Annotated in this window: 24 protein-coding genes and 1 pseudogene; 8 read left to right on the top strand and 17 right to left on the bottom strand. The window is 70.5% G+C overall.

Going from position 1 to position 20,963, the window contains the following annotated elements:
- Positions 1–647: 647 nt before the first annotated feature.
- Both VET29_RS24970 and VET29_RS24975 read right to left on the bottom strand, forming a co-directional pair.
- Positions 648–1,457 (bottom strand): SigB/SigF/SigG family RNA polymerase sigma factor, encoded by an 810-nt coding sequence (locus VET29_RS24970; RefSeq protein ID WP_324924632.1) that lies wholly within the window; start codon positions 1,455–1,457, stop codon positions 648–650.
- Positions 1,454–1,885 carry an ATP-binding protein gene (locus VET29_RS24975; protein ID WP_324924634.1) on the bottom strand — a complete coding sequence of 144 codons (432 nt, stop codon included), beginning with the start codon at positions 1,883–1,885 and terminating at the stop codon, positions 1,454–1,456. The genes VET29_RS24970 and VET29_RS24975 overlap by 4 nt, the downstream gene beginning before the upstream one ends.
- Before the next feature lie 166 nt (positions 1,886–2,051).
- On the opposite strand from VET29_RS24975, the gene VET29_RS24980 reads away from it, so the two are divergent.
- Positions 2,052–2,345 carry an iron-sulfur cluster biosynthesis protein gene (locus VET29_RS24980; protein ID WP_324924636.1) on the top strand — a complete coding sequence of 98 codons (294 nt, stop codon included), beginning with the start codon at positions 2,052–2,054 and terminating at the stop codon, positions 2,343–2,345.
- Between the two features lie 23 nt (positions 2,346–2,368).
- On the opposite strand, the gene VET29_RS24985 is transcribed toward VET29_RS24980, so the two are convergent.
- Positions 2,369–2,692 carry a plasmid stabilization protein gene (locus tag VET29_RS24985; RefSeq protein WP_324924638.1) on the bottom strand — a complete coding sequence of 108 codons (324 nt, stop codon included), beginning with the start codon at positions 2,690–2,692 and terminating at the stop codon, positions 2,369–2,371.
- A gap of 76 nt (positions 2,693–2,768) precedes the next feature.
- Between VET29_RS24985 and VET29_RS24990 the strand changes: the two genes are divergently transcribed.
- A complete protein-coding gene (locus VET29_RS24990; RefSeq protein WP_324924639.1) occupies positions 2,769–3,533 on the top strand; it encodes an isocitrate lyase/phosphoenolpyruvate mutase family protein in 765 nt (254 codons plus the stop codon).
- A 37-nt stretch (positions 3,534–3,570) separates the two neighbouring features.
- Here VET29_RS24990 and VET29_RS24995 read toward each other — a convergent pair whose 3' ends face one another.
- From VET29_RS24995 to VET29_RS25005, 3 genes are all read right to left on the bottom strand, one after another.
- Positions 3,571–4,251, bottom strand: a complete 681-nt coding sequence (locus VET29_RS24995) for a peptidylprolyl isomerase (protein ID WP_324924713.1) — start codon at positions 4,249–4,251, stop codon at positions 3,571–3,573.
- 182 nt (positions 4,252–4,433) lie between these two features.
- Positions 4,434–5,093, bottom strand: a complete 660-nt coding sequence (locus VET29_RS25000) for a class I SAM-dependent methyltransferase (protein WP_324924641.1) — start codon at positions 5,091–5,093, stop codon at positions 4,434–4,436.
- Position 5,094: 1 nt separating this feature from the next.
- Complete coding sequence (locus VET29_RS25005) at positions 5,095–5,355, bottom strand: antitoxin (RefSeq protein ID WP_324924643.1); 261 nt, start codon at positions 5,353–5,355, stop codon at positions 5,095–5,097.
- A gap of 113 nt (positions 5,356–5,468) precedes the next feature.
- Here VET29_RS25005 and VET29_RS25010 point away from each other — a divergent pair, with 113 nt between their 5' ends.
- Together VET29_RS25010 and VET29_RS25015 are read left to right on the top strand one after the other, a co-directional pair.
- Entirely contained in the window at positions 5,469–5,798 is a 330-nt protein-coding gene (locus VET29_RS25010) for a metalloregulator ArsR/SmtB family transcription factor (protein WP_324924645.1), read from the top strand.
- A complete protein-coding gene (locus VET29_RS25015; protein ID WP_324924647.1) occupies positions 5,776–6,183 on the top strand; it encodes an SRPBCC domain-containing protein in 408 nt (135 codons plus the stop codon). Before VET29_RS25010 ends, VET29_RS25015 begins: the two co-directional genes overlap by 23 nt.
- Positions 6,184–6,297: 114 nt before the next feature.
- Here VET29_RS25015 and VET29_RS25020 read toward each other — a convergent pair whose 3' ends face one another.
- Together VET29_RS25020 and VET29_RS25025 are read right to left on the bottom strand one after the other, a co-directional pair.
- The gene (locus tag VET29_RS25020; protein WP_324924648.1) at positions 6,298–6,942 is read right to left on the bottom strand and encodes a response regulator transcription factor; all 645 of its coding nucleotides are present in this window, start codon (positions 6,940–6,942) and stop codon (positions 6,298–6,300) included.
- Positions 6,930–8,084 (bottom strand): sensor histidine kinase, encoded by a 1,155-nt coding sequence (locus VET29_RS25025; protein ID WP_324924650.1) that lies wholly within the window; start codon positions 8,082–8,084, stop codon positions 6,930–6,932. Before VET29_RS25025 ends, VET29_RS25020 begins: the two co-directional genes overlap by 13 nt.
- Positions 8,085–8,176: 92 nt before the next feature.
- On the opposite strand from VET29_RS25025, the gene VET29_RS25030 reads away from it, so the two are divergent.
- Entirely contained in the window at positions 8,177–8,923 is a 747-nt protein-coding gene (locus VET29_RS25030; RefSeq protein ID WP_324924715.1) for an ABC transporter ATP-binding protein, read from the top strand.
- On the top strand, positions 8,923–11,385 hold the full coding sequence (locus tag VET29_RS25035; RefSeq protein ID WP_324924717.1) for an FtsX-like permease family protein: 2,463 nt from the start codon (positions 8,923–8,925) through the stop codon (positions 11,383–11,385). Before VET29_RS25030 ends, VET29_RS25035 begins: the two co-directional genes overlap by 1 nt.
- A 19-nt stretch (positions 11,386–11,404) precedes the next feature.
- Here VET29_RS25035 and VET29_RS25040 read toward each other — a convergent pair whose 3' ends face one another.
- The 4 genes and pseudogenes from VET29_RS25040 to VET29_RS25050 all read right to left on the bottom strand — a co-directional run bounded on the left by VET29_RS25040 (position 11,405) and on the right by VET29_RS25050 (position 14,713).
- Positions 11,405–12,841, bottom strand: a complete 1,437-nt coding sequence (locus tag VET29_RS25040) for an FAD-dependent monooxygenase (RefSeq protein WP_324924652.1) — start codon at positions 12,839–12,841, stop codon at positions 11,405–11,407.
- Entirely contained in the window at positions 12,838–13,455 is a 618-nt protein-coding gene (locus VET29_RS25045; protein WP_324924654.1) for a TetR/AcrR family transcriptional regulator, read from the bottom strand. The genes VET29_RS25040 and VET29_RS25045 overlap by 4 nt, the downstream gene beginning before the upstream one ends.
- A gap of 287 nt (positions 13,456–13,742) precedes the next feature.
- Positions 13,743–14,138, bottom strand: a pseudogene (locus tag VET29_RS44120) (IS110 family transposase); the annotation flags it as partial.
- A 116-nt stretch (positions 14,139–14,254) separates the two neighbouring features.
- Positions 14,255–14,713 (bottom strand): MarR family winged helix-turn-helix transcriptional regulator, encoded by a 459-nt coding sequence (locus tag VET29_RS25050; protein WP_324924656.1) that lies wholly within the window; start codon positions 14,711–14,713, stop codon positions 14,255–14,257.
- Between the two features lie 63 nt (positions 14,714–14,776).
- Between VET29_RS25050 and VET29_RS25055 the strand changes: the two genes are divergently transcribed.
- Positions 14,777–15,145 carry a VOC family protein gene (locus VET29_RS25055; protein WP_324924658.1) on the top strand — a complete coding sequence of 123 codons (369 nt, stop codon included), beginning with the start codon at positions 14,777–14,779 and terminating at the stop codon, positions 15,143–15,145.
- A gap of 907 nt (positions 15,146–16,052) precedes the next feature.
- Entirely contained in the window at positions 16,053–17,201 is a 1,149-nt protein-coding gene (locus tag VET29_RS25060; protein ID WP_324924719.1) for an MFS transporter, read from the top strand.
- A 78-nt stretch (positions 17,202–17,279) separates the two neighbouring features.
- Here VET29_RS25060 and VET29_RS25065 read toward each other — a convergent pair whose 3' ends face one another.
- The 5 genes from VET29_RS25065 to VET29_RS25085 all read right to left on the bottom strand — a co-directional run bounded on the left by VET29_RS25065 (position 17,280) and on the right by VET29_RS25085 (position 20,940).
- Entirely contained in the window at positions 17,280–18,020 is a 741-nt protein-coding gene (locus VET29_RS25065) for an SDR family NAD(P)-dependent oxidoreductase (RefSeq protein WP_324924660.1), read from the bottom strand.
- Positions 18,021–18,119: 99 nt separating this feature from the next.
- Complete coding sequence (locus VET29_RS25070; RefSeq protein WP_324924662.1) at positions 18,120–18,653, bottom strand: GNAT family N-acetyltransferase; 534 nt, start codon at positions 18,651–18,653, stop codon at positions 18,120–18,122.
- Between the two features lie 50 nt (positions 18,654–18,703).
- Complete coding sequence (locus VET29_RS25075) at positions 18,704–19,594, bottom strand: GlxA family transcriptional regulator (RefSeq protein ID WP_324924665.1); 891 nt, start codon at positions 19,592–19,594, stop codon at positions 18,704–18,706.
- Positions 19,591–20,187 carry an isochorismatase family protein gene (locus VET29_RS25080; RefSeq protein ID WP_324924667.1) on the bottom strand — a complete coding sequence of 199 codons (597 nt, stop codon included), beginning with the start codon at positions 20,185–20,187 and terminating at the stop codon, positions 19,591–19,593. Before VET29_RS25080 ends, VET29_RS25075 begins: the two co-directional genes overlap by 4 nt.
- A gap of 69 nt (positions 20,188–20,256) precedes the next feature.
- Positions 20,257–20,940, bottom strand: a complete 684-nt coding sequence (locus VET29_RS25085; protein ID WP_324924669.1) for a TetR/AcrR family transcriptional regulator — start codon at positions 20,938–20,940, stop codon at positions 20,257–20,259.
- Positions 20,941–20,963: the final 23 nt, after the last annotated feature.

Genomic DNA, 20,963 nt, shown 5'->3' on the forward strand with positions numbered 1-20,963 from the left:
GGGGGGGGGGGGGGGGGGGGGGGGGGGGGGGGGGGGGGGGGGGGGTGTGGTGAGGGGCTTGGCAAGTGGGGGTCGTTGGCGAGGTCAGCTTGAGGCGGGGTTGTCGTTGTCTGCTTCTTGCGTGCGTTGATGGCGGTTCGCTTGGCTCCTTAGCCTTGCTTCGCTATCTGGCCCCGTCTGCTCTTCTGGCAGTGCCTTCCGCCTCGCGTCCCCGGCCGCCCAGCCTCGCCTTCCGTCCCCTCGCGTTCCGTCTCCTCGCCTTGCGTCCCGCCGTCCAGCTCTCGCTCGCATCCTCGCGTCCCCGGCCGCCAGCGCTCGCCTCGCGTCCTTGCGGCGTCCCCCGCCTCGCCTTCGCGCTGCCTCGCCTTCGCGCTGCCTCGCCTCGCGCCGCCTCGGCTTGGCAACGCTGCCTCGTCTCGCGTCCCGCCTTCTCGTCTCGCCTTCTCGCTGCTTCGGCGCTTCATCCGCTGCCTCTCGTCTCGGCGTCGACTGCCTGCTTCGATGCTCCGCAAGCCGCTTCCTCAGCCCATCGCTCGCCCGACTTGCCCTGGGCCCACCGACCGGCCGGGCGAGCGCACCGGCTCGTGCTTGCCCGAAACGCAGTGAAGGACCCCCTCGACGAGGGGGTCCTTCACTGCATTCGTGGGTCAGTTCTCCGGGTCGGAGAGCATGCCCTTGCGTAGGTTTTCCAGGGTTCTCGACAGCAGGCGTGACACGTGCATCTGCGAGATGCCGATGCGGTCGGCGATCTGGGTCTGCGTCATGTGTCGGAAGAACCGCAGCGTGAGGATCTGGCGCTCCCGCTCCGGCAACGCCTCGATCAGTGGCCGTAGCGACTCGTAGTTCTCCACGCCCTCCAGGCCCTGGTCGGGCTGGCCCAGGGTGTCGCCAAGCGGATCCGAGTCGGCCTCGGGGGACAGGGCCTCGTCCAGGGACATCGAGTGGTAGGCGTTGCCGGCCTCCAGGCCCTCGAACACCTGCTCCGGTGTCAGGTCCAGGTGTTTGCCCAGCTCACTGGGTGTCGGCGCGCGGCCGAGGCGCTGGGACAGCTCCGCGCTGGCCGCGTTGATGGCCAGGTTGAGCTCCTTGAGCCGCCTGGGTACGTGCATTGCCCAGCTGGCGTCGCGGAAGTGCCTGCGGACCTCGCCCATCACCGTCGGGACGGCGAAGGACAGGAAGTCCGTGCCCCGGTCCGGCTGGAACCGGTCCACGGCGTTGATCAGGCCCAGGGTCGCCACCTGCACCAGGTCCTCGCGGGGTACCCCGCGGTTCGAGAACCTCGTGGCGATGTGCTCGGCCAGCGGCAGGTGACCGGTCACCAGCTTGTTGCGTACCTCACCGCGGCGAGGGTCGTCCTCCGGTAGTGCCGCCAGCTCGTCGAACAACGGGATCAGATGTTCGTAGCCGGTGGCCGAACCCTCCTGGTCTCTGGCGCGCGAACTCTGCGTCCCGGTCACCCGGGAAGCCCTTCCATCCGCCGTTTGGCCAGCTCGATGTGCACGAGATGCGGTGCGTCCACGACGCCGTCACCAGTGCCGTCGACCCAGGTCGCGGTGTGGTCGGTGAGGGTCGTGAGGACACGCCAGCCGAACGAGTCGCTGCTCGGCTTGGTGTCACTTGTAGACGGTACGGACACGACGAACCTGATCTCCTCCGCACTGACCCTGAAGGTGCACCGCAGCATGGAACCCGGTGCGCCTTGTGTGATCAGTGTCGAGCACGCCTCGTCGACCGCCAGGCGGAGGTCGGCGATGGAGTCGAGATCGAAGTCCGCGCGCATCGCGATGCTCGCGGCCAACGACCGGATGATGGGAAGGTTCGTGAGTACGGCGGCTATTCGCAGCTCGATCTCTTCTGGACTGCCGTCCTCGGTTCCTTCGAACATGTCGCCGGTGTACCCACAATCTTTGAGGCATAACACAGGTACGCGCGTCACCTGGTGACGGCTCCACCACCGTATCGGGTCTATGCCACCTCCTCAACACACCCCTTACGCCGTTCTGGGTAACGTGGGACCGGCAAGCCGTCGAAACGAAGGAGCCAAATCAACGATGTTGGCGGTAACGGAAGCGGCTGCCGAGGCGATCAGTGCGCTGACCGCCCAGGGTGGCATCCAGCAGGAAGGCGGACTCCGCTTCGCCATGCAGACCGAGGTCGACTCCCAGCCCGCGCTCGCGCTCACCGTGGCGACCGCACCGGCAGAGGGTGACCAGGTCGTCACGGCGAACGAGGGCGCGCACGTGTTCCTGGAGGAACGCGCGGCCGACTTCCTGTCGGACAAGGTTCTCGACATCCAGGCCGCCTCCGACGGGCAGCTGGAGTTCGCGGTCCTCGAGCAGGGCTGACCTTCTACAGAGGACCGGGTGGGTCACCGGCCGAGGGCCTTCTGCAGTTCCTTCTTGGTCATGGACGAACGGCCTTTGACGTTCTTCTTCTTGGCCTCGTTGTAGAGCTGTTCCTTGGTCGGCCCACCCGGTCCCTCGTGGGACCGCTGCCCGCCGCGCTTCTGCGGTGACATGTCATCGGTCGAGCTGCGACTCTTCGTCCGCGACTCACCGGACTGTGCGCGGTTCTTGTTCACCGTCCGCGCCGCGATCTCCTTGGCGCGCTTCTCGCCGGCACCACGATCCTCGGCACCTTCCTTGATGTGCTCGTACTGGCGCTCGCGTTTCTTGCTCCATGCCTGAGGCATCGCCATCACTCCTTTCCCACGGCGGTCGTTCCCACATCGGCCCGCGCCGAACCGTCCGCCGCCTACGGTGGCGGGCATGACCGTTGTCGAACGCTTTCGCCGCCTGCACGACGAGTTCCTGCTGCTCCCCAACGCCTGGGACTTCGCGTCCGCGGCCGCCCTGGCACGTGAGGGCTTTCCGGCTGTTGGCACGACCAGTCTGGGTGTCGCGGCCGCCGCCGGCGTGAAGGACGGCGCTCGCGCGGCCCGGTCACAGACCGTGGCGCTCGCCGGCCTGCTCACGGGACTGCCGGTGCCGGTGAGCGTGGACGTCGAGGGCGGGTTCGGCGACGACGCCGGTGCGGTGCGGGAGCTGGGTGCCGAGCTGGCCGCGCTCGGGGTGGCCGGGGTGAACATCGAGGACGGCCTGCCGGGCGGCGGGCTGCGGGAGGTGGCCCACCAGGCCCGGCTGGTCGCCGCGATGCGGGCGAGCGGGTTGTTCGTGAACGCCCGGACCGACACCTACTGGCTCGATGTCGAGCGGAAGGACACGGCCGACCGCCTGCGTGCCTACGTCGACGCCGGCGCGGACGGGGTCTTCGTGCCGGGTTTGGCGGCGGCGCGGGACATCGCGCCGATCGTCGCCGCGGTTCCGGTGCCGCTGAACGTGTTGTTCCTGCCGGGGCGGACGAACGTCCAAGCGCTGCCCGGGTTGGGGGTGCGGCGGATGAGCACGGGCTCGTTCCTGTTCCGCGCCGCGCTCGGGGCGGCCGTGGCCGCGGTCCGCGCGGTGCGGGGGAACAGCGCGCCGCTGACCGACGACATCCCCACGTACCAACAGGTCCAGGACCTGGTGCCGTGAGGGAACCCCTGCGGGAGGGGTTCCCTCACGGCACGGGTCAGCAGTGTGCCGTGACCTTCTTCAGGTCCGTGCGCAGCACCGGCGGGCCGTCGAGCGGGGCCGGGTCCTCCGGGGTCGGCTGGACACCGGCGGCGGCGACGCGGTCCAGCGTGGCCAGGCCGGGGGCGCCGATGGTGCCGAAGATCGTGTAGTTCGGGCGGAGGTAGGCGTTGCCGTACACCAGGAAGAACTGGCTGCCGTTGGTGTCCGGGCCCGCGTTGGCCATCGCCAGGGTGCCGCGTGGGTAGATCTTCCGTGCGCCGGTCGGGTCGGTCGGGGCCGGCTCCAGGTCCACCGGCAGCTCGTCGGCGTAGGAGTAACCGGGGCCGCCCTCACCCGTACCGCTCGGGTCGCCGCACTGCAGGACCTCCAGCGTGGGGTAGGTCGTCAGCCGGTGGCACGTCGTCCGGTCGTAGAACCGCCAGCGCGCCAGGTGGACGAAGCTCTGCACCGTGCATGGCGCCTGCGCGCGGTCCAGCGTGAGCGGCAGCGGTCCCTGGTTCGTGCGGACGTCCACCCGTACGGTGCCGCGGCTGGGCGTGCGTGCCGGGTCGGGTGGGAGTGGGACCGGCCGCGCGGCCGGCTCGTCCGGGGTCTTCGTGTACTGGCAGGGGCCGTGGGTGGTGCCCGGGGTGTCGGCGCCGGCGGGCGTCGCCACCATCAGGCTCGCGGCGGCCATCAGCAGGGTGCCGGCCGCGATCGTGAGTTTCCTGAGCAACAGGACCTCCTTGTGGTGAAACGGCGCCGCAGTCTAGCTCAGGCGCACGCCCGACCAGTTGACAAAACCGGTCGGGCGGTTTCTTTGTCCAGGGGAGGTCATCACCGGAACCTGGGCCGGCTGTTCGGGGGCGCGGACACCCGCTATCTGGCACGCAGCGCCAGGACGATCGGGGTCGGGTCGTTGTCGCCCTCCGCGAAGTGCTCCGGGGTCAGGCCCGCCGCCAGGAACGTGTTCAGCAGGGTGGCCAGTGGCCGGTGGGTGGCGCCCACGCGGTTGCGCAGGCCCTGGTTGGTCCAGGAGTCGGTGGTCCAGTAGTTGGCCCGGTAGCCGGGGCGGATGACGATCGCCGACGGATCCGTGCGGTCGGCGAAACCGCCGCAGAAGCACGGGTGGACGCCGATGTGCACGAACACCCCGCCCGGGCGGAGGACTCGGCGGACCTCGCGCAACACGGACTCGTAGGCCGGCATGTCCGTGTGGGTCATCACCGTCAGCGCCGCGGGCACCGAACCGTCCACAATGGGCAGTCGGGTGGCGTCGGCGCGAACCGCCGGCAGGCGGCCGCGCGCGTGGCGCAGCATGTTCGCCGACAGGTCGACGCCGACCGGAGTCCACCCGAGGTGGCGGATCCGGTCGGCGTGGAAACCCGTGCCACAGCCGACTTCGAGGCAGGTGCCGGTGCCGTGACCGAGTAGCTCGTCGATCAGCTGACCCACGCCGATAGCGTCCTGGCGGCCGTACGTCTCGAGGTAGTCGTGCTCGTACCAGTCCGCGATCTCGTCGTAGGCCGCGGCGGCCATGTCAGTGCGTGGTCGGGCTCGTGGTGGGGGCCGTGGCCGCGGCCGGCGTCGTGGTCGCGTTCTCCGCTGTCCGGCCGGTCATGTGGTGGACCTTGCGCACCGCGTTGTCGATCTGCTTGTGGTACTTGCCCTTGGTCCGCTTGTCGATGAACTTCCCGGCCGACGCGGCCATCTTGTAGACCTTGTCCGGGTTCTTGCGGATGTAGCTGCGCGCCGCGGCGGCGGTACCGGCGACCGCGGTCAGTCTCTTCAGTGAGGGCATTACTGCTCCTTCCGTCGTCGCTACCCGGACAACGGTGTACCCATGTGGGTGAGTTCCCCAAACATGTCGGAGGTCATTGACATGTCGGAGATCTCCGACATATTGTTGCCGCCGTGCCAGACGACCTGCTCTTCACCGCGATGGCCAACCCGGTGCGGCGCCGGCTGCTCGACCTGCTGCGGGACGGCGCCCAGACCGCCGGCTCACTGGCCGCGCAGTTCGACCTCAGCCGGCCCGCCGTGTCGGAGCACCTGCAGATCCTCCGGCGCGCGGAGCTCGTCCGCGAGGAGGTCCGCGGCCGGGAGCGGCACTACCACCTGACCGCCGAGCCGCTCGCCGCGGTGAGCGACTGGCTGCACCCGTTCGAGCGCTTCTGGCGTGACCGGATGCGCACCCTGTCCCAGCTCATGGAGGAGTCCGATGACCGAGACGGTTCACGTTGACCAGTTCATCGCCCAACCGCCCGCGAAGGTGTGGCGCATGCTGACCGAGCCCGACCGCCTCGCCACCTGGTGGGCCGCCGGCGACATCCGCCCCGAGGTCGGGCACCGGTTCACGATCGACATGGGTAGGTGGGGCAGGCAACCCTGCACGGTCACCGCGGTCGAGGAGAACCGCCTGATCGCCTACACCTTCGGGGAGGGCGACGTGGACTGGACGCTCTCGTGGCGTATCGAGGCCGAAGGCGCCGGCAGCCGGCTGTTCCTGGAGCACAGCGGCTTCGACCTTGACGACCCACGTCACCGGCACGCGTTCGAGAACATGGCGCCCGGCTGGGCCAAGATCCTGCCGCACCTGGCGCGCAAGCTCGAGGAGGCGCCGGTCTAGCGTCCCCGCGCGGGAAGTCCGGCGGCTGTTCGACGGCCCAGCTTCCTGCCGGCGGCGTTGCCGGTCCGCCCAGGGATCCACCGACGCGACCACCGCGTTCCCGGGCGCGGGACGCTACGCACGCAGGTACGTGAGCACGGCCAGGACCCGGCGGTGGCCGCTCTCGCTCGACGGCAGGCCCAGCTTCATGAAGATGTTGCCGATGTGCTTGCTCACCGCCGGTTCGCTCACCACCAGCTCCTCCGCGATCCCGGAGTTCGTGCGGCCCTCGGCCATCAGGGACAGGACGTCGCGCTCGCGGGGTGTGAGCGTCCGGATCGGGTCGTCGGCGTGGCGGCGGACCATCAGCTGCGTCACCACCTCGGGATCCAGTGCGGTGCCACCGGCCACGATCCGGTGCAGGGCGTCCAGGAACGTCCGCACCTTGCCGACCCGTTCCTTCAGCAGGTACCCGATCCCGCCCGTGCCGTCGCCGAGCAGGTCGCTCGCGTAGCTGTCCTCGACGTAGGCCGACAGCACGAGAACCGGCAGGCCCGGCACCAGTTTCCTCGCCGCGACCGCCGCGCGTAGGCCCTCGTCGGTGAAGGTCGGGGGCAGGCGGACGTCGACGATCACCGCGTCGGGACGCTCCGCGGCCACGGCGTCGTGGAAGTCGTCCGGGTTGTCGGTGGCCGCCGCGACCTCGATGCCCTCGGTGCCCAGCAACAGCACCAGCCCTTCGCGCAGCAGGGCGTCGTCCTCCGCGATCACGACCCGCATGGCAGCTCCACTCGCAGGACGGTCGGCCCGCCGGTCGGGCTGTCGATCGAGGTGGTGCCGTCGAACGCGGCCACCCGGCGGCGGATGCCGGTGAGACCGGTTCCGCCTGCCTCGTCGGCGCCGCCGTGGCCGTCGTCCCGCACCTCGATGACCACGGGGTCACGGCCGGTCAGGTGGACCTCGCAGTGCTCGGCCCCACTGTGTTTCGCCACGTTCGTGAGTGCCTCCGCGACCACGAAGTACGCGGCCGACTCGACGGCCGCCGGGGCGCGGGTCAGGTCGGTCACCGTGAGCGTGGTCGGCACTGCGCTGCGGGCGATCAGGCCGGCGATCGCGCCGTCGAGTCCGCGTTCGGCCAGGACCGGCGGGTAGATGCTGCGGACCACACCGCGGAGGCCGACGAGCGCGTCGCTCGCGGCGTCCTGGGCCTTGAGCACCAGGGGGAGCGCGGCGGCCGGGTCGCGGCGCAGGACGCGCTCGATGATGCCGAGGTGCATGGCGACCGCCACGATGCGGTTCTGGGTGTCGTCGTGCAGGTCGCGTTCGATGCGGCGCAGCTCGGCGCCGTGTGCCTCCAGGGCGGCCGCGCGGCTGGCGGTCAGCTCGGCGACGCGTTCGGCGAGGCGTGCGCCTGGCGGTGGGGACAGCAGCCAGCGGGCGAAGCGGGACTGTGTCCGTGCGAGCCACGGCGTGATCCACAGCGAGACGAGCGCGTAGCCGGCGGCGAGCAGCGGCATGAACGCGGCCTCGGTCCAGGAGGTGACCGGGTACGGCGCGGCGACCGGGTCGTCCTTGGGCGCCGCCCACCAGTACAGCGGGACGAGCAGGGCGTTGATCGCGGCGGCCGGCACTGCCGCGCCGACCAGGCCGACGACGGTGCCGGTGAGCGCGTGGGTGACGAACCAGATGCCGTGGCGCCAGGTGTCCGGTTCGGCCGCCTCGGGGATGGGACGGCCGGTGTACGCGGCGGTCCGCCGGCGTTCGTACTCGATCGCGACGGTCAGCAGCTGCCGCGCGACCGGCCTGGCCACCAGGGCCAGGACCAGCACGAACGGCAGTGCGAAGAGCGAGACGAGGCCCGTGAGCGCGCCGGCGAGCAGGAACACCCCCGCCCGCCACACCGCCAGCACCTGATCACGCATGGGACAAGCATGGGGTATAGCTGGCTCTACCCGGGAACCGGTATCCAGCCCCATCGATTCGTGGCGTCATGATCCCTAACTTTGAGGTCGTGATGGGAACCAAGATCTCCGGGGCGACCGCGGTCCAGCTTACCGAGGTGTCCAAAGTGTATGGTCGGGGCGCGGCGTCGGTGACGGCCCTCGACAATGTCAGCATTTCGCTGGCGCGCGGTAGTTTCACCGCGGTGATGGGCCCTTCGGGGTCCGGCAAGAGCACCTTCCTGCACTGTGCGGCAGGGCTCGACCGGCCGACCTCGGGCACGGTGCGGCTCGGGGACACCGACCTGTCCAAGCTCAAGGAGGTCGCGCTCACGCAGCTGCGACGTGAGCGGATCGGGTTCGTCTTCCAGGCCTACAACCTGCTGCCCGCGTTGAACGTCGAGCAGAACATCACCCTCCCGCTGCGTCTTGCCGGGCGGCCGGTGGACCACGCCTGGTTGCGCGAGGTGGTCGGGAACGTGGGGCTGGACGACCGGCTCACGCACCTGCCGAGTGAGCTGTCCGGGGGGCAGCAGCAGCGCGTCGCGATCGCGCGGGCGTTGGTGACCCGGCCCGAGGTGATGTTCGCCGACGAGCCGACCGGGGCGCTCGACACCCGCACCGGCCGCCAGGTGCTCACCCTGCTGCGCAACGTCGTCGACCACTTCAAGCAGACCGTGCTCATGGTGACCCACGACCCGATCGCCGCGTCCTTCGCGGACCGTGTCGTGTTCCTCGCGGACGGGCGGTTGGCCGACTCCCTCGATCGTCCGAACCCGGCCGCGGTGGCGGAGCGGATGACCAGGCTGGGTGAGTGGTGATGTTCGAGCACGCCATGGCGACCATTCGCCACAGGAAGGGACCCTTCGTCGGGATGTTCGTCGCGGTGCTCGCCGCCGCCGCGCTCGTCACCGCGCTCGGGGTGTTGTTCGAGTCCGGGATGCGGGCCGGGGTCCCGCCGCAGCGGTTCGCCGGCGCGCCCGTCGTGGTCGGCGCGCAGCAGTCCATCTCCGTCGAGGAGGACATGGACCAGCCGTACAGCGAGCGGGTGCCCCTGCCGATCGACGTGGTCGACAGGATCGCCGCGGTGCCGGGGGTCACCAAGGTCGTCGGTGACATCACCGTTCCGGTGACCGTCGGTGGGCGGCCCGTGTCCGGCCATGGCTGGAGTGCCGCCGCGCTCACCCCGTTCCACCTCCGGGACGGTGGGGCGCCCCGCGAGGACGGGGTCGTGCTCGACAGCGCCCTCGCCGCCGGCGTCAAGGTCGGTGACCAGGTCGACATCGCGATCGGGGCCGTGCCGCGGAAGTTCACGGTCACCGGGATCACCGCCGAGGCGCTGGGGCGCCAGTCCACGTTGTTCTTCACCGACACGCAGGCCCGTGAGCTGTACGGGCGGCCCAGGCAGGTCGACGCGGTCGGTGTGCTCACCGACCAGGACGCCGACGCCGTGGCCGACCGGATCGCCGCCGCGCTGCCCAGCGTGGCCGTGTACACCGGGGACGCTCGCGGTGACGTGGAGTTCCTCGACGTGGGGCAGGTGCGCTCGCAACTGATCCTGCTCTCGCTTTCCTTCGCCGGGACCGCGATCATGATCGCGATGCTCGTGGTCGGGAGCACGCTCTCGTTGTCGGTGCAGCAGCGGCGCCGCGAGCTGGCGCTGTTGCGGGCCGTCGCCGCCACGCCGCGGCAGGTGCACCGCATCATCGGCGCCGAGATCCTGCTCGTGGCCGGAGTCGCCGCGGTGCTCGGTGCCGTGCCCGGGTATGCGCTGGCCTACGGCTTGCGCGCGGCGTTCGCCAAGGTCGGGATGCTGCCCGCCGACTTCGGGCTCGCGATCAGTCCCCTGCCCGGGTTGGCGGCGATCGTGCTCTGCCTGGGCACGGCACGGATAGCGGGTTGGCTCGCCGCCCGGCGCGTGGCGAAGATCCAGCCGGTCGAGGCGCTGCGGGAGTCCGATGTGGAGACGAAGCCCCTGGCCCGGTGGCGGGTGACGGCCGGACTGCTCGCGCTCGTGGCGGGGACGGGTGGGGCGGCGGTGCCGCTGTTCCTGCCGGGCGAGGCGGCGGTGGCCGGTGCGGCCGGCTCAGCGCTGCTGATGGTGGTGGGCATCGCGCTGCTCGGACCGCGGCTGGTCGAGGCGACCATCCGGGTCGTCGGCGGTCCGCTGCGGTCGGCGTCGCCGGTCGGCGGGTACCTCGCGGTCGCCAACGTGACCGCGAGCGCACGCCGCCTCGCGGTGGCCGTCACCCCGTTGGTGCTGGCCGTGACCATGGCGTCGGTGCAGCTCTTCACGCAGTCGACGGTCGCCGCGGCTGCGGAGGACCAGGCCGACAAGGGGGTCGTCGCGGACCTCGTGGTGACCGCGCCGTCCGGTCTGGCGCCCTCGGTGACCGAGGAGGTCACCGCCGCCGACGGGGTCTCGGCGGTGACGCCCGTGGTGCGCAGCCAGGTGTTCGTGAAGCACCTGACGGCCGGCACCTGGGAGGTGTCGCCGTTCGCGGCCCAGGGGGTGCCGACCGCGGGGCTCGACCGCACGCTCGACCTCGAGCCGCGCGAGGGCCGGTTCAGCGACCTGAAGGGCGAGACCGTCGCGCTGAGCACGATGGCCGCCGAGACGCTCGGGGTCGACGTCGGCGAGACCATCGAGCTGCACCTCGGCGACGGGGCGGTCATGCGGCCGAAGGTGGTCGCGACCTACGGGCGCGGGCTCGGGTTCGGCGACGTGACCCTGTCGCACGACGTGCTCGCCGCGCACACGACGACCCGACTGGACCAGTCGATCCTGGTGGCCGCCTCGGACGTGGCCGCGGCCCGGAAGGCGCTGTCGGAGCTGCCCGGCCTGACGGTGCAGGACCGGGCCGGCATGACGGCGGCCGGCCAGGAGCAGCGTGACACCCAGACCTGGGTGAACCTGATCGCGTTGTTCGTCATCCTCGGCTACGTCGCCATCGCCGTGGTGAACACGCTGGTCATGGCGACAGCGGCACGGTCGCGGGAGTTCGCGTTGCTGCGGCTGGTCGGCACGGGCACCCGGCAGGTGCGCCGGATGACGCGGATCGAGGCCTGCATCGTGGTCGGCATCGCGCTGGTGGTCGGTTCACTGGCGGCGCTGCCTCCGCTGGTCGGGGTGAGCATCGGGATGACGGAGTCGCCGCTCCCGGCGATCGAGCCCCTGGCCTACCTGGCGATCGTGGTCGTGACGGCGGTACTGGGGCTGCTCGCGATCGGTATCCCGACCCGCCTCGCGATGCGGACCAGGCCGGTCGACGCGCTGGGCTGAGCTGACGCGCCGGGCCGTGTCAGCACGGTTGGCCTAGCCAGGTGGTCAGCGCTTCGTGTGGTGGGGTGCCGGCGGTCCAGGCGACGTGACCGTCGGGGCGGATGAGGAACGCGTCGGCGGGCGGGTCGGCGCAGTGGGCGGTGACCACCGCGAGGCGGTCCTGCCAGCCGGTGACCCCGGCGGCGTACCTGCGGTCCGGGGTGAGGTCCAGCAGGACGGCCGTCGGGGTGCGCAGCAGCTCGGCGACGCGGGTCGGACCATCGGTGCCGGTGCCGGTGCCGGTGCCGGTGTCTGTGCCGGCGTGGGTGAGGGCGAGGTCGGGCATCCACCGGCCGAGCAGGGGGTGTGTGCCACCTGCCGGCATGTCGTAGCGCGTGTCCAGCGCGAACATGAGGTTGACCACCTCTCGCACGGCGTGCTCGTGCCGGAGGAGCCGGCCGACCACCTCGCGCAGCGCGGGGGTGTGCTGGCCGTCGCTGAGCAGGGCCGCCTGGGCACGCGTGTGGAGGAGCACGCGAGCGCCCGCGGGGTGGCGTTCGGTGTGGTAGGTGTCCAGCAGGGTGGGAGGGGCCCAGGTGTGGACCTGCGCGGCGAGCTTCCAGCCCAGGTTGACCGCGTCGAGCAGGCCGGTGTTCAGGCCGGGGCCGCCGGCGGGCAGGTGGGTGTGGGCGGCGTCGCCGGCGAGGAGCACCCGGCCGGCCCGGTAGCGCTCGGCCTGCCGGCTGGCGTCGGTGAACCGGGACAGCCAGTGCACCGCGCCGATGGTCAGGTGATGTCCGCCCAGGCTGGCCCGCAGCTCGTCGACGGTCATGGGGGTGGAGCGGTCGAAGCCGGGTGGGTAGGGCTCGCTGGTGACCACGCGGTAGATGCCGGCGCCGAGCGGGACGAACGTCGCACCGGAGGTTGGACCGTCGGGCAGTTCGACCTCGGCGAGACGCAGCAGCCGGGTGGGCGGCAGACCGGGGAAGCCGATGCCGGCCAGCGTGCGGACCGTGCTGCCGCCGCCGTCGCAGCCCACCACGTAGCGCGCTCTCAGCGGGATGCCGCCGTGGATGTCCAGGGTCACGCCGTCGCGGTCCTGGCGGAGCCCGGTGACCTCGTGCCCACGCCGGATCTCCGCGCCGAGCTCCCGTGCCCGGTCCAGGAGGATTCGCTCGGTGTCGGGCTGCCGGATGAAGATCCCGCGCAGGTCGTCGATGCCGCTCAGGTCCAGGGGGATCATGCCGAAGTGGGCGAACCCGGTCGGCCCGGCGGGCGCCTGGGCGCTGAAGCGGTCGAAGAGGCCTCGGTAGTCGAGCATGTCCACGGCCCGCCCCAGGATCCCGAGCGCCTTGGTCTGGCCGGCGGGCTCGGGTAGTCGGTCGAGCACGACCGGGCGCACGCCGGCCAGAAGCAGTTCACCGGCGAGCATGAGTCCGGTCGGCCCGGCGCCGACGATCACGACGTCCTCGGTCATCGGCGCGCCTTTCCAGACCGGCGCGGCGGGGTCAGGCCGACCGCGAACCGAGCCAGTACTTCTTTGAGCAGCACGGGAAACGGTTCGTCCGGCGTGGCGGCGCGCCAGTGTTCGAAGGCCACGCGGGTGGCGGCGAGGACCGCCGCGGCGACCAGCCGCGGGTACAGGTCCCGGTCGGCGTCCATGCCCAGCCGGTCGGCGATCGCGTGTGCGAGGGCGGGTTCGACGACCTGGTGCAGGCGCTGCTGCGCGGCGGCGAGCTCCGGGGTGGCGGCGGTCAGGCTTGCGTGCTGGTGGGGGACCGCGGCGGCGCCGGAGAACTGTTCGGTCAGCACTGTGGTCAGTACCTCCCACAGCGGTTCGTCCGCTGGGCGGGCCCGCACCGCGGCTTCCACTCGCGCCGCGCGGTCGGCGCCGAGGGCGATGAGCGCGTCCTCTTTCGACGCGAAGTAGTTGTTGAACGTCCGGGTGGAGACGCCGGCGGCCGCGGCGATGTCCTCCACCCGGACCCGCGCGGGTCCGTGCTCGACGGTGAGTCGCCAGGCTGCCTGGATCAGTGCCGTGCGGGTCGCTGCCTTCTTGCGCTCCCGCAGGCCTGCGGATTCGGCGTCCATGCCGGGGACGGTACATCAAACTTGCGCGTGTCGGCAAATTTGCATGGATGCGCAAGATTGATGTCTCGGGGTGGTAAGGAAGAACGCGGGCTTGAGCGTGCGGTTGCCGGTGCGGGCGCGCCCTTGATCGAGGAGCGGAAATTCGGGTAACCGGGGTGATGCCGGGGTGTGCGGCCGGGTGCGGGGAGGACCTGAATCCGGAGGCGTCGCTGATTCGAGCGGGATGCTGGCTGTGGTCCTGACGTCGGTGTCGTGCGTCGAGGTCAGGGCCTCGGCGAGAGGGTGCGGTTGTCGTCGAACCCGACCAGCACGTCGAGCTTCGCCAGGGCGTTGTCGCCGATGTTGACCGGCCGCAGTGTGTGCGGCAGGGCGGGCTTCGTCGGCGATGATGAACGCGTCGCGGGTGGGGTCCGGCCTGGGTAGAGATCGGCGACGCGGGCGTGGCCAGGTCGGGAAGGTAGGCCACCTGGCGACCTGCTGCGCGAGCGACCGCGACCGGCAACGTCCCGATCGTGGCTGGGTGGTCGGCCACGGCTAGCAGTTGCCCGTGCTGGGGAGCTTGTCGAACAACGCCCGCGGCCTGCGCTCGGTCTTGGGCAGTGGCCCGTCGTGCAGCCGCTTCCATCCGGGGTCGGGCCGGCGGCGTGGTGCTCGCCCTTGCCCACGTCCAAGCCCAGAAACACCCTCGGGAAAGGACGAGATGACCGGTGTGGGTGGCCAGACGTGCGAGTTGGGCGAGCGGCGAACGTCGGGTCGGTTCTCATCGCAGGGGCGGGTGTGTGCGGGGACGAGGCGTTAGCTATCCGACGCCGTTGGTATTGCGTAGGGAGTGGATCATGCTCTGCAGGATCCGGAACGCGGCTGACTGCTCGGTCTCGGTCATGCCGGCCAGCATTCTGACCTCGACGGACCGGACCGCTGTGGACGCCTTCTCCAGCCTCCGGCGGCCGCGAGGTGTGAGGCGTGTGGGAAGGGCCTTCCCGACGGGTGCCTCGGCGGGTCTGGTCACGTAGCCGTCTCGTTCCAGGGCTTGGAGCAGCACGTTCATCGTCTGCCGGGTGACGAACGCGCCTCGTGCTAGCTCGGAGTTCGATAAGCCCGGGCGTTGGGACAGCAGTTCGAGGCAGGAGTAGTGGGTCACGTTCATCCCGAGTGGCCGGAGCACCTCCTCCATGGCTGTGCGGAGCGCGCTCGACGCCTCTTTCAGCAGGTAGCCCAGGGACGTCTCCAGGTCGACGCCGTCGCCGTCTTGACTCATGTCAGTATTCTGACATACATTGACGCGTGTCAGAAGACTGACATGAAACGAAGGAGCAGCACCATGCCCGTCACCGGCCCCGACTTCATCTCGCTCCAAGCGCGCGATCTCGACGCTTCGCGGGCGTTCTACGAGCGGTACCTCGGTCTGGTCCGTTCGCAGGCCGGACCTCCGCACGCCGTCGTCTTCGAGACGAAGCCGATCGCGTTCGCACTTCGCGACGTCGTTCCCGGCACCGATCTCGCCTCCGTTGCCCAGCCCGGCATCGGTGCCGCGATCTGGCTCCACGCCACAGACGTCCAGGGCATCCACGACGCTCTCGTCGCCGACGGTCACACCATCGTCTCCGCGCCGATCGACGGTCCCTTCGGCCGGACATTCACCTTCGCCGACCCCGACGGCTACCAGGTCACGCTTCACGATCGCGCCTGACAGGGGCACCGGACTATCGACGACGGCCGCGGGCACGGTGTGGTGCCCGGACAACGGCCGTGTCGTCGAGCGAAGCTCTCGCGATGTGGTGGGCGCTGGAGGCGGTCGTGGTCCAGCACCTGACCGTGGTCCGGGGCGGCCCGGATCGCCGCGGGCCTCGTGGTTTCGCGGAACACCGCCAACGGCGCGGTTCTGGCCGAGGGTGCGCAGGTCCTGCTCGACGACGAGCATCGCGGTCGGATAGTGAAGAGGTCGGATAGTGAGTAGTCGGATTCTGAAGACGTGCGTTGGCGACGTGCTTGCCTATTTCGACCGCTCTGGTATCTGCAACGGACGCATCGCTGCGGTCAGTCGAAGGGATCGACGGACGGCTCGAACGCCTACGCGGCTCTGTTCTCGGCCAACGCGATCCGGTCTTGGATCAGATGGTGGTGACAGCTTGATGGATGCGCTGGGTTGAACGTGCGCTGGGTTGAACGTGCGCTGGGTTGAACATCGCGCTGGGTTCAACACTGGTCGGGTGGGCGACAGCGTGGCGGATCGGTCCCACGACAGGTTGACAGGTCGTGATGGCAGCCCAGGTATGGGTACTTCGGGTGATCACGAAGCGTCAGCAGCTCCGCCGTCAACGGACGGGCCGGCGTCAGCGGACGTCATGATCACCGAGTCGGTGCCTGCTCTTCGTCGCGGCAAACGACCGCGATGTGTGCACTCTTTAGTTGTCAAGGATCGAGACCGGGTGGTCGGGGGTGCGCCATGCGGGCGCGGGGGCGTGTGGAGTGGGCGGTGGTCGGATGTGTTGTGGTCGGTGTGGTGTGTGGTGAGTAACACGGTCGTCACGGCTGGTACGGAGGATGGTTGCGGGGTTTGACTGGGAGGCATGTCGAGCGGCGCGAACCAGACAGCGATGTCGGCCCGGTCGCTTCGGTTGTTGCAGCTGGGGTCGTTCACCTCGCAGTTCGATCGTCTGATGATCGCGCCAATGTTGGTCGTCATCGCGGCTGAGATGGGGCGGTCGGTGGACGCGGTCAGTAAGGCCGCTGCCGTCTACTTCCTGTGTTACGGCGTCGCCCAGGTGGGGTGGGCCGTCGTGTCCGATCGGCTCGGGCGGGTACGGACCATGCGGCTGGCCCTTCTTCTCGCCATGGTCGGTGGGCTCGCCTCGGCGTTCGTGCCCAGTGTCGGGTGGTTGGTCGTGGCACGTGGGGTCACCGGTGGCTGCTTCGCCGCGGCGATTCCCGGGGGGCTCGTCTACATCGGCGACACCGTGCCCGTGCGGGAGCGTCAGGCGCCCCTCACCGACCTGATGACCAGTTCCGCGGTCGGCATGGCCATGGCCACCGTGACCGCCGGCGCCATCGCGGACTTCACCAGCTGGCGGGTTGCCTTCGCCCTTACCGCTCTCATCGCCGGGGCTCTTTCTTACTTCCTGCGTGCGTTGGTCGAGCCGTCGCTCGGGTCGCCGCCGCCCGTGTGGTCGTCGGTCAAGGGGGTGCTCACCAACCGGCTGGCACTGCTCGTTCTCGGGCTGGTGCTTGCCGAAGGGCTCGTTCTCCTGGGGCCGTTGACGTTCCTTCCTGTCGTGCTGCACGCGTCCGGCCTGTCGGTCACCGTGTCGGGGTTGCTCACCGCCGCCTACGGGGCGTCGGTGATCGTGTTCGCGCGGGTGGTCAAGGGACGCACGCGAAAGGTGGCGCCGTGGCTGCTGATCCTCATCGGCGGCGGGATGGCGGTGTTCGCCTACGTCGTGATGGTGATCTCGCAGGGGGCCGTCGCGATCGTGCTCGGAGCGGTGCTGCTCGGCGGCGGGTGGGCGTTCATGCACTCGACGCTGCAGACGTGGGCGACCGACATGGCGCCGGGTTACCGGGCCATGGCCGTGTCCTTGTTCGCCACCAACCTCTTCATCGGCAGCGCGATCGGCGCGGCCGTGTTCGGGCCGATGGTCGACGCGGGCAGCTTCACCGCGATGTTCGCGTGCACGCTGGCGGTCAGCGTGCCGCTGGTGGCGATCGCGACCGTCGGGCGGCGCCGCTACGCCACGCGTGGTGGCTGAGTAGGAGAGCAGGGGGCTTTCGAACATGAGTTCATGATTGCGCCGAATGGCCCAACGGTCGAGCCACTCGCGGACAGTTCACTCGATCGGGTTGCCGGTGAGCTCCGCGCACCTGGTCAGGAACGCGTCCTGGAGGGCCGGATCGCTGGTCGCCGGATGCGGGTTCGACCTGGTCAGGTGGTAGTAGTAGGCGCCGGTGCCGGCTAGCTCGCCGAGCGCCAGACGGACCTGGGTCACGTGGCCCTGTGACAGATCGTCGGCGGCGCCGCGGCCGCCCATGCGCGTCGCCACCCAACCCGGGTCGACCGCGTTCGACGGGATCGACGGCCAGCGGCGGGCCAGGGCGAAGGCCAGGACCACGTCCCAGAACTTCGAGTCCGAATACGCCTGTGAGCCGTTCCAGCGGCGGCGCTCCCACTGCAGGTCGTCCAGCGACGGGGTGCCACCGCGGTGCATGCTCGAGCTCAGGTACACCAGCCGGGACGGGCGCGCCATCGTCGCCGTCAGCAGGTACGGAGCCAGGACGTTCACCGCGAAGACGTGCGCGAAGCCGTCCTCGGTGACGATCCGCCGCCGCTCCTGGTAGCCGAGCGCCACGTTGTGGATCACCGCGTCGAACGGGCCCAGCTCGTCCGCCTGGGCCGCCACCGAGCGGACCGCGGCCATGCTCGTGAAGTCGCCAAGCACCACCTCGGCGATGCCGGGGTCCCGCGACCTGTCACGGGCGTGCAGGACGACCTCGTGGCCCTCCTCGATCAGCAGCTGCCCGGCCATCAGGCCAAGGCCGCTGGACGAACCCGTGATCAGAACGCGTGCCATACGGACATCATGCAGGACCGGCCCGGCCGCAGCCGCCGTGCTCCGCGGCGATGGCCTCGCGAACGGTGCGCAAGGAATTCGGGGTGGGAAGAGGGGTTCTCAGTCGGCCAGATCGCTCGGGCGAATCCGGAACACCTGCAGGCGCAGGTTGTAGTACTTGTCCGTCTCGCCGACCCACGACATGCCGAGCCGTTTCGCGGTGCCGACGGCGCGGGTGTTGGTCGGGCGGGCGACCGCGAACAGCTCGTCGATCTCCTGGGTGAACGCCCACCTGATCAGGGCGCCGCCCGCCTCCGAGGCGTAACCGTTGCCCCATGCCTCCGGGCGCAGCTGCCAGCTCAGCTCGAGGTCCTCCTCGTAGGGCGGCAGCAGGCGGATCCCGAGGCCGCCGACGACCTCGCCGTCCTCCTTGCGCTCGACCGCCCAGCGGCCGCGGGGCGGCGTCATGTTCGGTTGCGACTCGATCCACGCCTGCAGCAGCAGGCGCATGGCGTCCTCGTCCGCGACCTGCCCCATCGCCGGCGTCAGCCAGCGGGTGACCTTGTCGACGCCGTAGATCGCCAGCGCCGCGGCGGCGTCGTCGAGCTGCCAGTCCCGCACCACCAGCCGCTCGGTCGTCAGCCCATTGCCCATGGTTCCGAGACTACCCAGTTCGCGCGGTGCACCGGTGTGATCCGTGCCGGTCAACGGGCCCGGAGGCGGCGCAGCATGCGGGCGTCCTCGAAGCCGACCGCCCGCGCCGCCGACTCGACCGTCGCGCCGTGGCCGATGAGGTGCTCGGCCCGTTCGACGCGCAGCAGGTGCTGGTAGCGCAGCGGGGTCAGGCCCGTCGCCCGGCCGAACAGTCGGGTCACCGTCCGCGGGCTCACCCCAGCCGCGTCGGCCAGCGCGGTGAGGGGGAGGGGCGTGGCGAAACGGGCGTCGATGAGGTCCTGGACCCGGTGCACGGTGTCGTCCACATGCGACCGGTGGCGCAGCATCGCGCTCGCCTGGTGCTCGTCGCCGTTGCGGCGTGCGTAGACGACCATCGACCGTGCGACCCGCGCCGCCATCGCGGGGCCGTGCCTGGTCGCCACGAGGTGCAGCGCCAGGTCGATGCCGCTCGCGATGCCGGCGGACGTCGCGACCCGCCCGTCCACCACGTACAGGACGTCCCGGACGACCGTGGCCTTCGGGTGGCGCAGGGCGAGCTCGTCCTGCAGGTCGTGGTGGGTCGTGCAGCGGCGGCCGTCGAGCAGGCCTGCCTTGCCCAGCGCGTCGGCGCCCGCGCACACGCTCGCGACCAGGCCGCCGTTGTCGTGGTGAGCGCGGACACGGTCGAGGGTCGCTCGGCCGAGCGCGAACGTCGCGGCGAGTGACGGGGAGCGCCAGCCGGGCACCACGACCAGGTCGTCGACCGTCAGCTTCGGCCACGCGACGGCGGCGTGCACGGGCAGGCCCTGCGCGGTGGGCACCTCGGTGTCCTCGGCCACCCAGTGGAGCTCGTAGTCGAGGAGGTCGTTGTGGAACACCTGCGCGGGCCCGGCGAGGTCGAGCAGGTGCACGCCGGGCGCGAGGACGAAGACGACTTTCACGATCTGGTCAGGGTACCCGTCACCTCCGCCACCGTCCGCACCGTCGCGAAGCCGCGGTCGGCGAGCACCAGCGCGGTGTGCGCGACGATGTCGTCCGCCTGCTTGGTGCGGGGGTCGGCGAGCAGTTCGGCGACCGTCCGGTCGGCGGGCGCGTCCGGATGCGCCATCGGGAAGGTCGCGGTCGCGTCGACCACGTAGGTCATCTGGTAGCCGAGGTCGGAGCCGATCCGGGTCGTGGTCTCGACGCACTGCTCGCTGCGGATGCCGCACACCCGCAGCTCCCGGATGCCGTGAGTGGTCAGCAACTGAGCGAGGTTCGTCGTGGTGAACGCGTTGACCGAGGTCTTGACCAGCAGGGTCTCGCCGTCCCGGTAGTCGAGCTCGGGCAGCAGGCGGACGTGTCCGCTGGCGGGGTCGAAGACGCCGCCGGTGCCCGGTTCGGCGTGCAGCACCCAGACGACGAGGTCGCCGTCCGCTCGGGCCGCGGCGACGAGCGCATTGACGTCGTCGGCGATGTCGGGGTTGCTGACGGCCTGCCAGATGGGTCGCTGGCGGAAGGACTCCTGGACGTCGATGACGATGAGTGCTCTCATGCCCGTCAGCCTCCTGCTCGGCCGGGCTGCCCGGTAGGCATCAACCCGCCAGGGTGCGGACGGATCTGGTCAGCGGTTCTCGGTTGTGGCGTTTCTCGCGCGCATGCCCAGGACCAGGATTTCGGTCAGGCGGGTGATCGTCGCGGCGAAGGAGTCGAAACTGAAGGCCAGGTGGGGGTGTTCGGCGTAGAGCTGGGCGACGGTGGGGGGTGGGTGGACGATCTGGCCCAGCGTGGCGGCGATGGCGGTGACCGCGCCGACGATCTCCACGCAGTCGTCGTTGGCCAGGTCGGGGAGTACCACATGGACGGCGTTGGCCAGGCCCTGTACCGCGGTGTGGGCGGCCAGCTTGAAGCCGAGCAGGGGCTCCACCGAGACGTTGCGTTCCAGGTTCAGGGTCGAGTGGGTGAAGATGTCGCACAGGAACGGGCGTTCTTCCAGGGTTCGGCCGAACGCCTTCGCCACGCCCTGGAAGTCGTCCGTCGCCAGGGACTTCAGGTCGGCGCCCAGGACGTCGGCCCATTCCCGCCAGGCGTCGATCGCCAGGTGCAGGTAGATGTCCTCGCGGGTTTCGAAGTAGCGGAGCAGCGCGGTCTTGTGCATGCCCACCTCGCCCGCGATGTCGGCCAGGCTGATGTTGCGGATCCCTTCGCGTTCGGCCAGTCGGAGGGCGGCCTCGAGGATGGCGGTCTGACGCTGCTGCTTCTGTTCGGGGCGCCGTGCCCGCTGGAAGCCCTCGTGGTCCCGCGACATGGCTATACGGTAACCACGGCGCC

Origin of the sequence: Actinophytocola sp., assembly GCF_035634895.1 — a bacterium.
Taxonomy (GTDB): Bacteria; Actinomycetota; Actinomycetes; order Mycobacteriales; family Pseudonocardiaceae; genus Actinophytocola.

What these genes read in the sequence shown, in the direction of transcription:
- VET29_RS24975 (WP_324924634.1), bottom strand. Translation starts at nt 1,885, where the DNA reads ATGTTCGAAGGAACCGAGGACGGCAGTCCAGAAGAGATCGAGCTGCGA.
- VET29_RS24980 (WP_324924636.1), top strand. Translation starts at nt 2,052, where the DNA reads ATGTTGGCGGTAACGGAAGCGGCTGCCGAGGCGATCAGTGCGCTGACC.
- VET29_RS24985 (WP_324924638.1), bottom strand. Translation starts at nt 2,692, where the DNA reads ATGCCTCAGGCATGGAGCAAGAAACGCGAGCGCCAGTACGAGCACATC.
- VET29_RS24990 (WP_324924639.1), top strand. Translation starts at nt 2,769, where the DNA reads ATGACCGTTGTCGAACGCTTTCGCCGCCTGCACGACGAGTTCCTGCTG.
- VET29_RS24995 (WP_324924713.1), bottom strand. Translation starts at nt 4,251, where the DNA reads ATGGCCGCCGCGAGCCTGATGGTGGCGACGCCCGCCGGCGCCGACACC.
- VET29_RS25000 (WP_324924641.1), bottom strand. Translation starts at nt 5,093, where the DNA reads ATGGCCGCCGCGGCCTACGACGAGATCGCGGACTGGTACGAGCACGAC.
- VET29_RS25005 (WP_324924643.1), bottom strand. Translation starts at nt 5,355, where the DNA reads ATGCCCTCACTGAAGAGACTGACCGCGGTCGCCGGTACCGCCGCCGCG.
- VET29_RS25015 (WP_324924647.1), top strand. Translation starts at nt 5,776, where the DNA reads ATGACCGAGACGGTTCACGTTGACCAGTTCATCGCCCAACCGCCCGCG.
- VET29_RS25020 (WP_324924648.1), bottom strand. Translation starts at nt 6,942, where the DNA reads ATGCGGGTCGTGATCGCGGAGGACGACGCCCTGCTGCGCGAAGGGCTG.
- VET29_RS25025 (WP_324924650.1), bottom strand. Translation starts at nt 8,084, where the DNA reads ATGCGTGATCAGGTGCTGGCGGTGTGGCGGGCGGGGGTGTTCCTGCTC.
- VET29_RS25030 (WP_324924715.1), top strand. Translation starts at nt 8,177, where the DNA reads ATGGGAACCAAGATCTCCGGGGCGACCGCGGTCCAGCTTACCGAGGTG.
- VET29_RS25035 (WP_324924717.1), top strand. Translation starts at nt 8,923, where the DNA reads ATGTTCGAGCACGCCATGGCGACCATTCGCCACAGGAAGGGACCCTTC.
- VET29_RS25040 (WP_324924652.1), bottom strand. Translation starts at nt 12,841, where the DNA reads ATGACCGAGGACGTCGTGATCGTCGGCGCCGGGCCGACCGGACTCATG.
- VET29_RS25045 (WP_324924654.1), bottom strand. Translation starts at nt 13,455, where the DNA reads ATGGACGCCGAATCCGCAGGCCTGCGGGAGCGCAAGAAGGCAGCGACC.
- VET29_RS25050 (WP_324924656.1), bottom strand. Translation starts at nt 14,713, where the DNA reads ATGAGTCAAGACGGCGACGGCGTCGACCTGGAGACGTCCCTGGGCTAC.
- VET29_RS25055 (WP_324924658.1), top strand. Translation starts at nt 14,777, where the DNA reads ATGCCCGTCACCGGCCCCGACTTCATCTCGCTCCAAGCGCGCGATCTC.
- VET29_RS25060 (WP_324924719.1), top strand. Translation starts at nt 16,053, where the DNA reads ATGTCGGCCCGGTCGCTTCGGTTGTTGCAGCTGGGGTCGTTCACCTCG.
- VET29_RS25065 (WP_324924660.1), bottom strand. Translation starts at nt 18,020, where the DNA reads ATGGCACGCGTTCTGATCACGGGTTCGTCCAGCGGCCTTGGCCTGATG.
- VET29_RS25070 (WP_324924662.1), bottom strand. Translation starts at nt 18,653, where the DNA reads ATGGGCAATGGGCTGACGACCGAGCGGCTGGTGGTGCGGGACTGGCAG.
- VET29_RS25080 (WP_324924667.1), bottom strand. Translation starts at nt 20,187, where the DNA reads ATGAGAGCACTCATCGTCATCGACGTCCAGGAGTCCTTCCGCCAGCGA.
- VET29_RS25085 (WP_324924669.1), bottom strand. Translation starts at nt 20,940, where the DNA reads ATGTCGCGGGACCACGAGGGCTTCCAGCGGGCACGGCGCCCCGAACAG.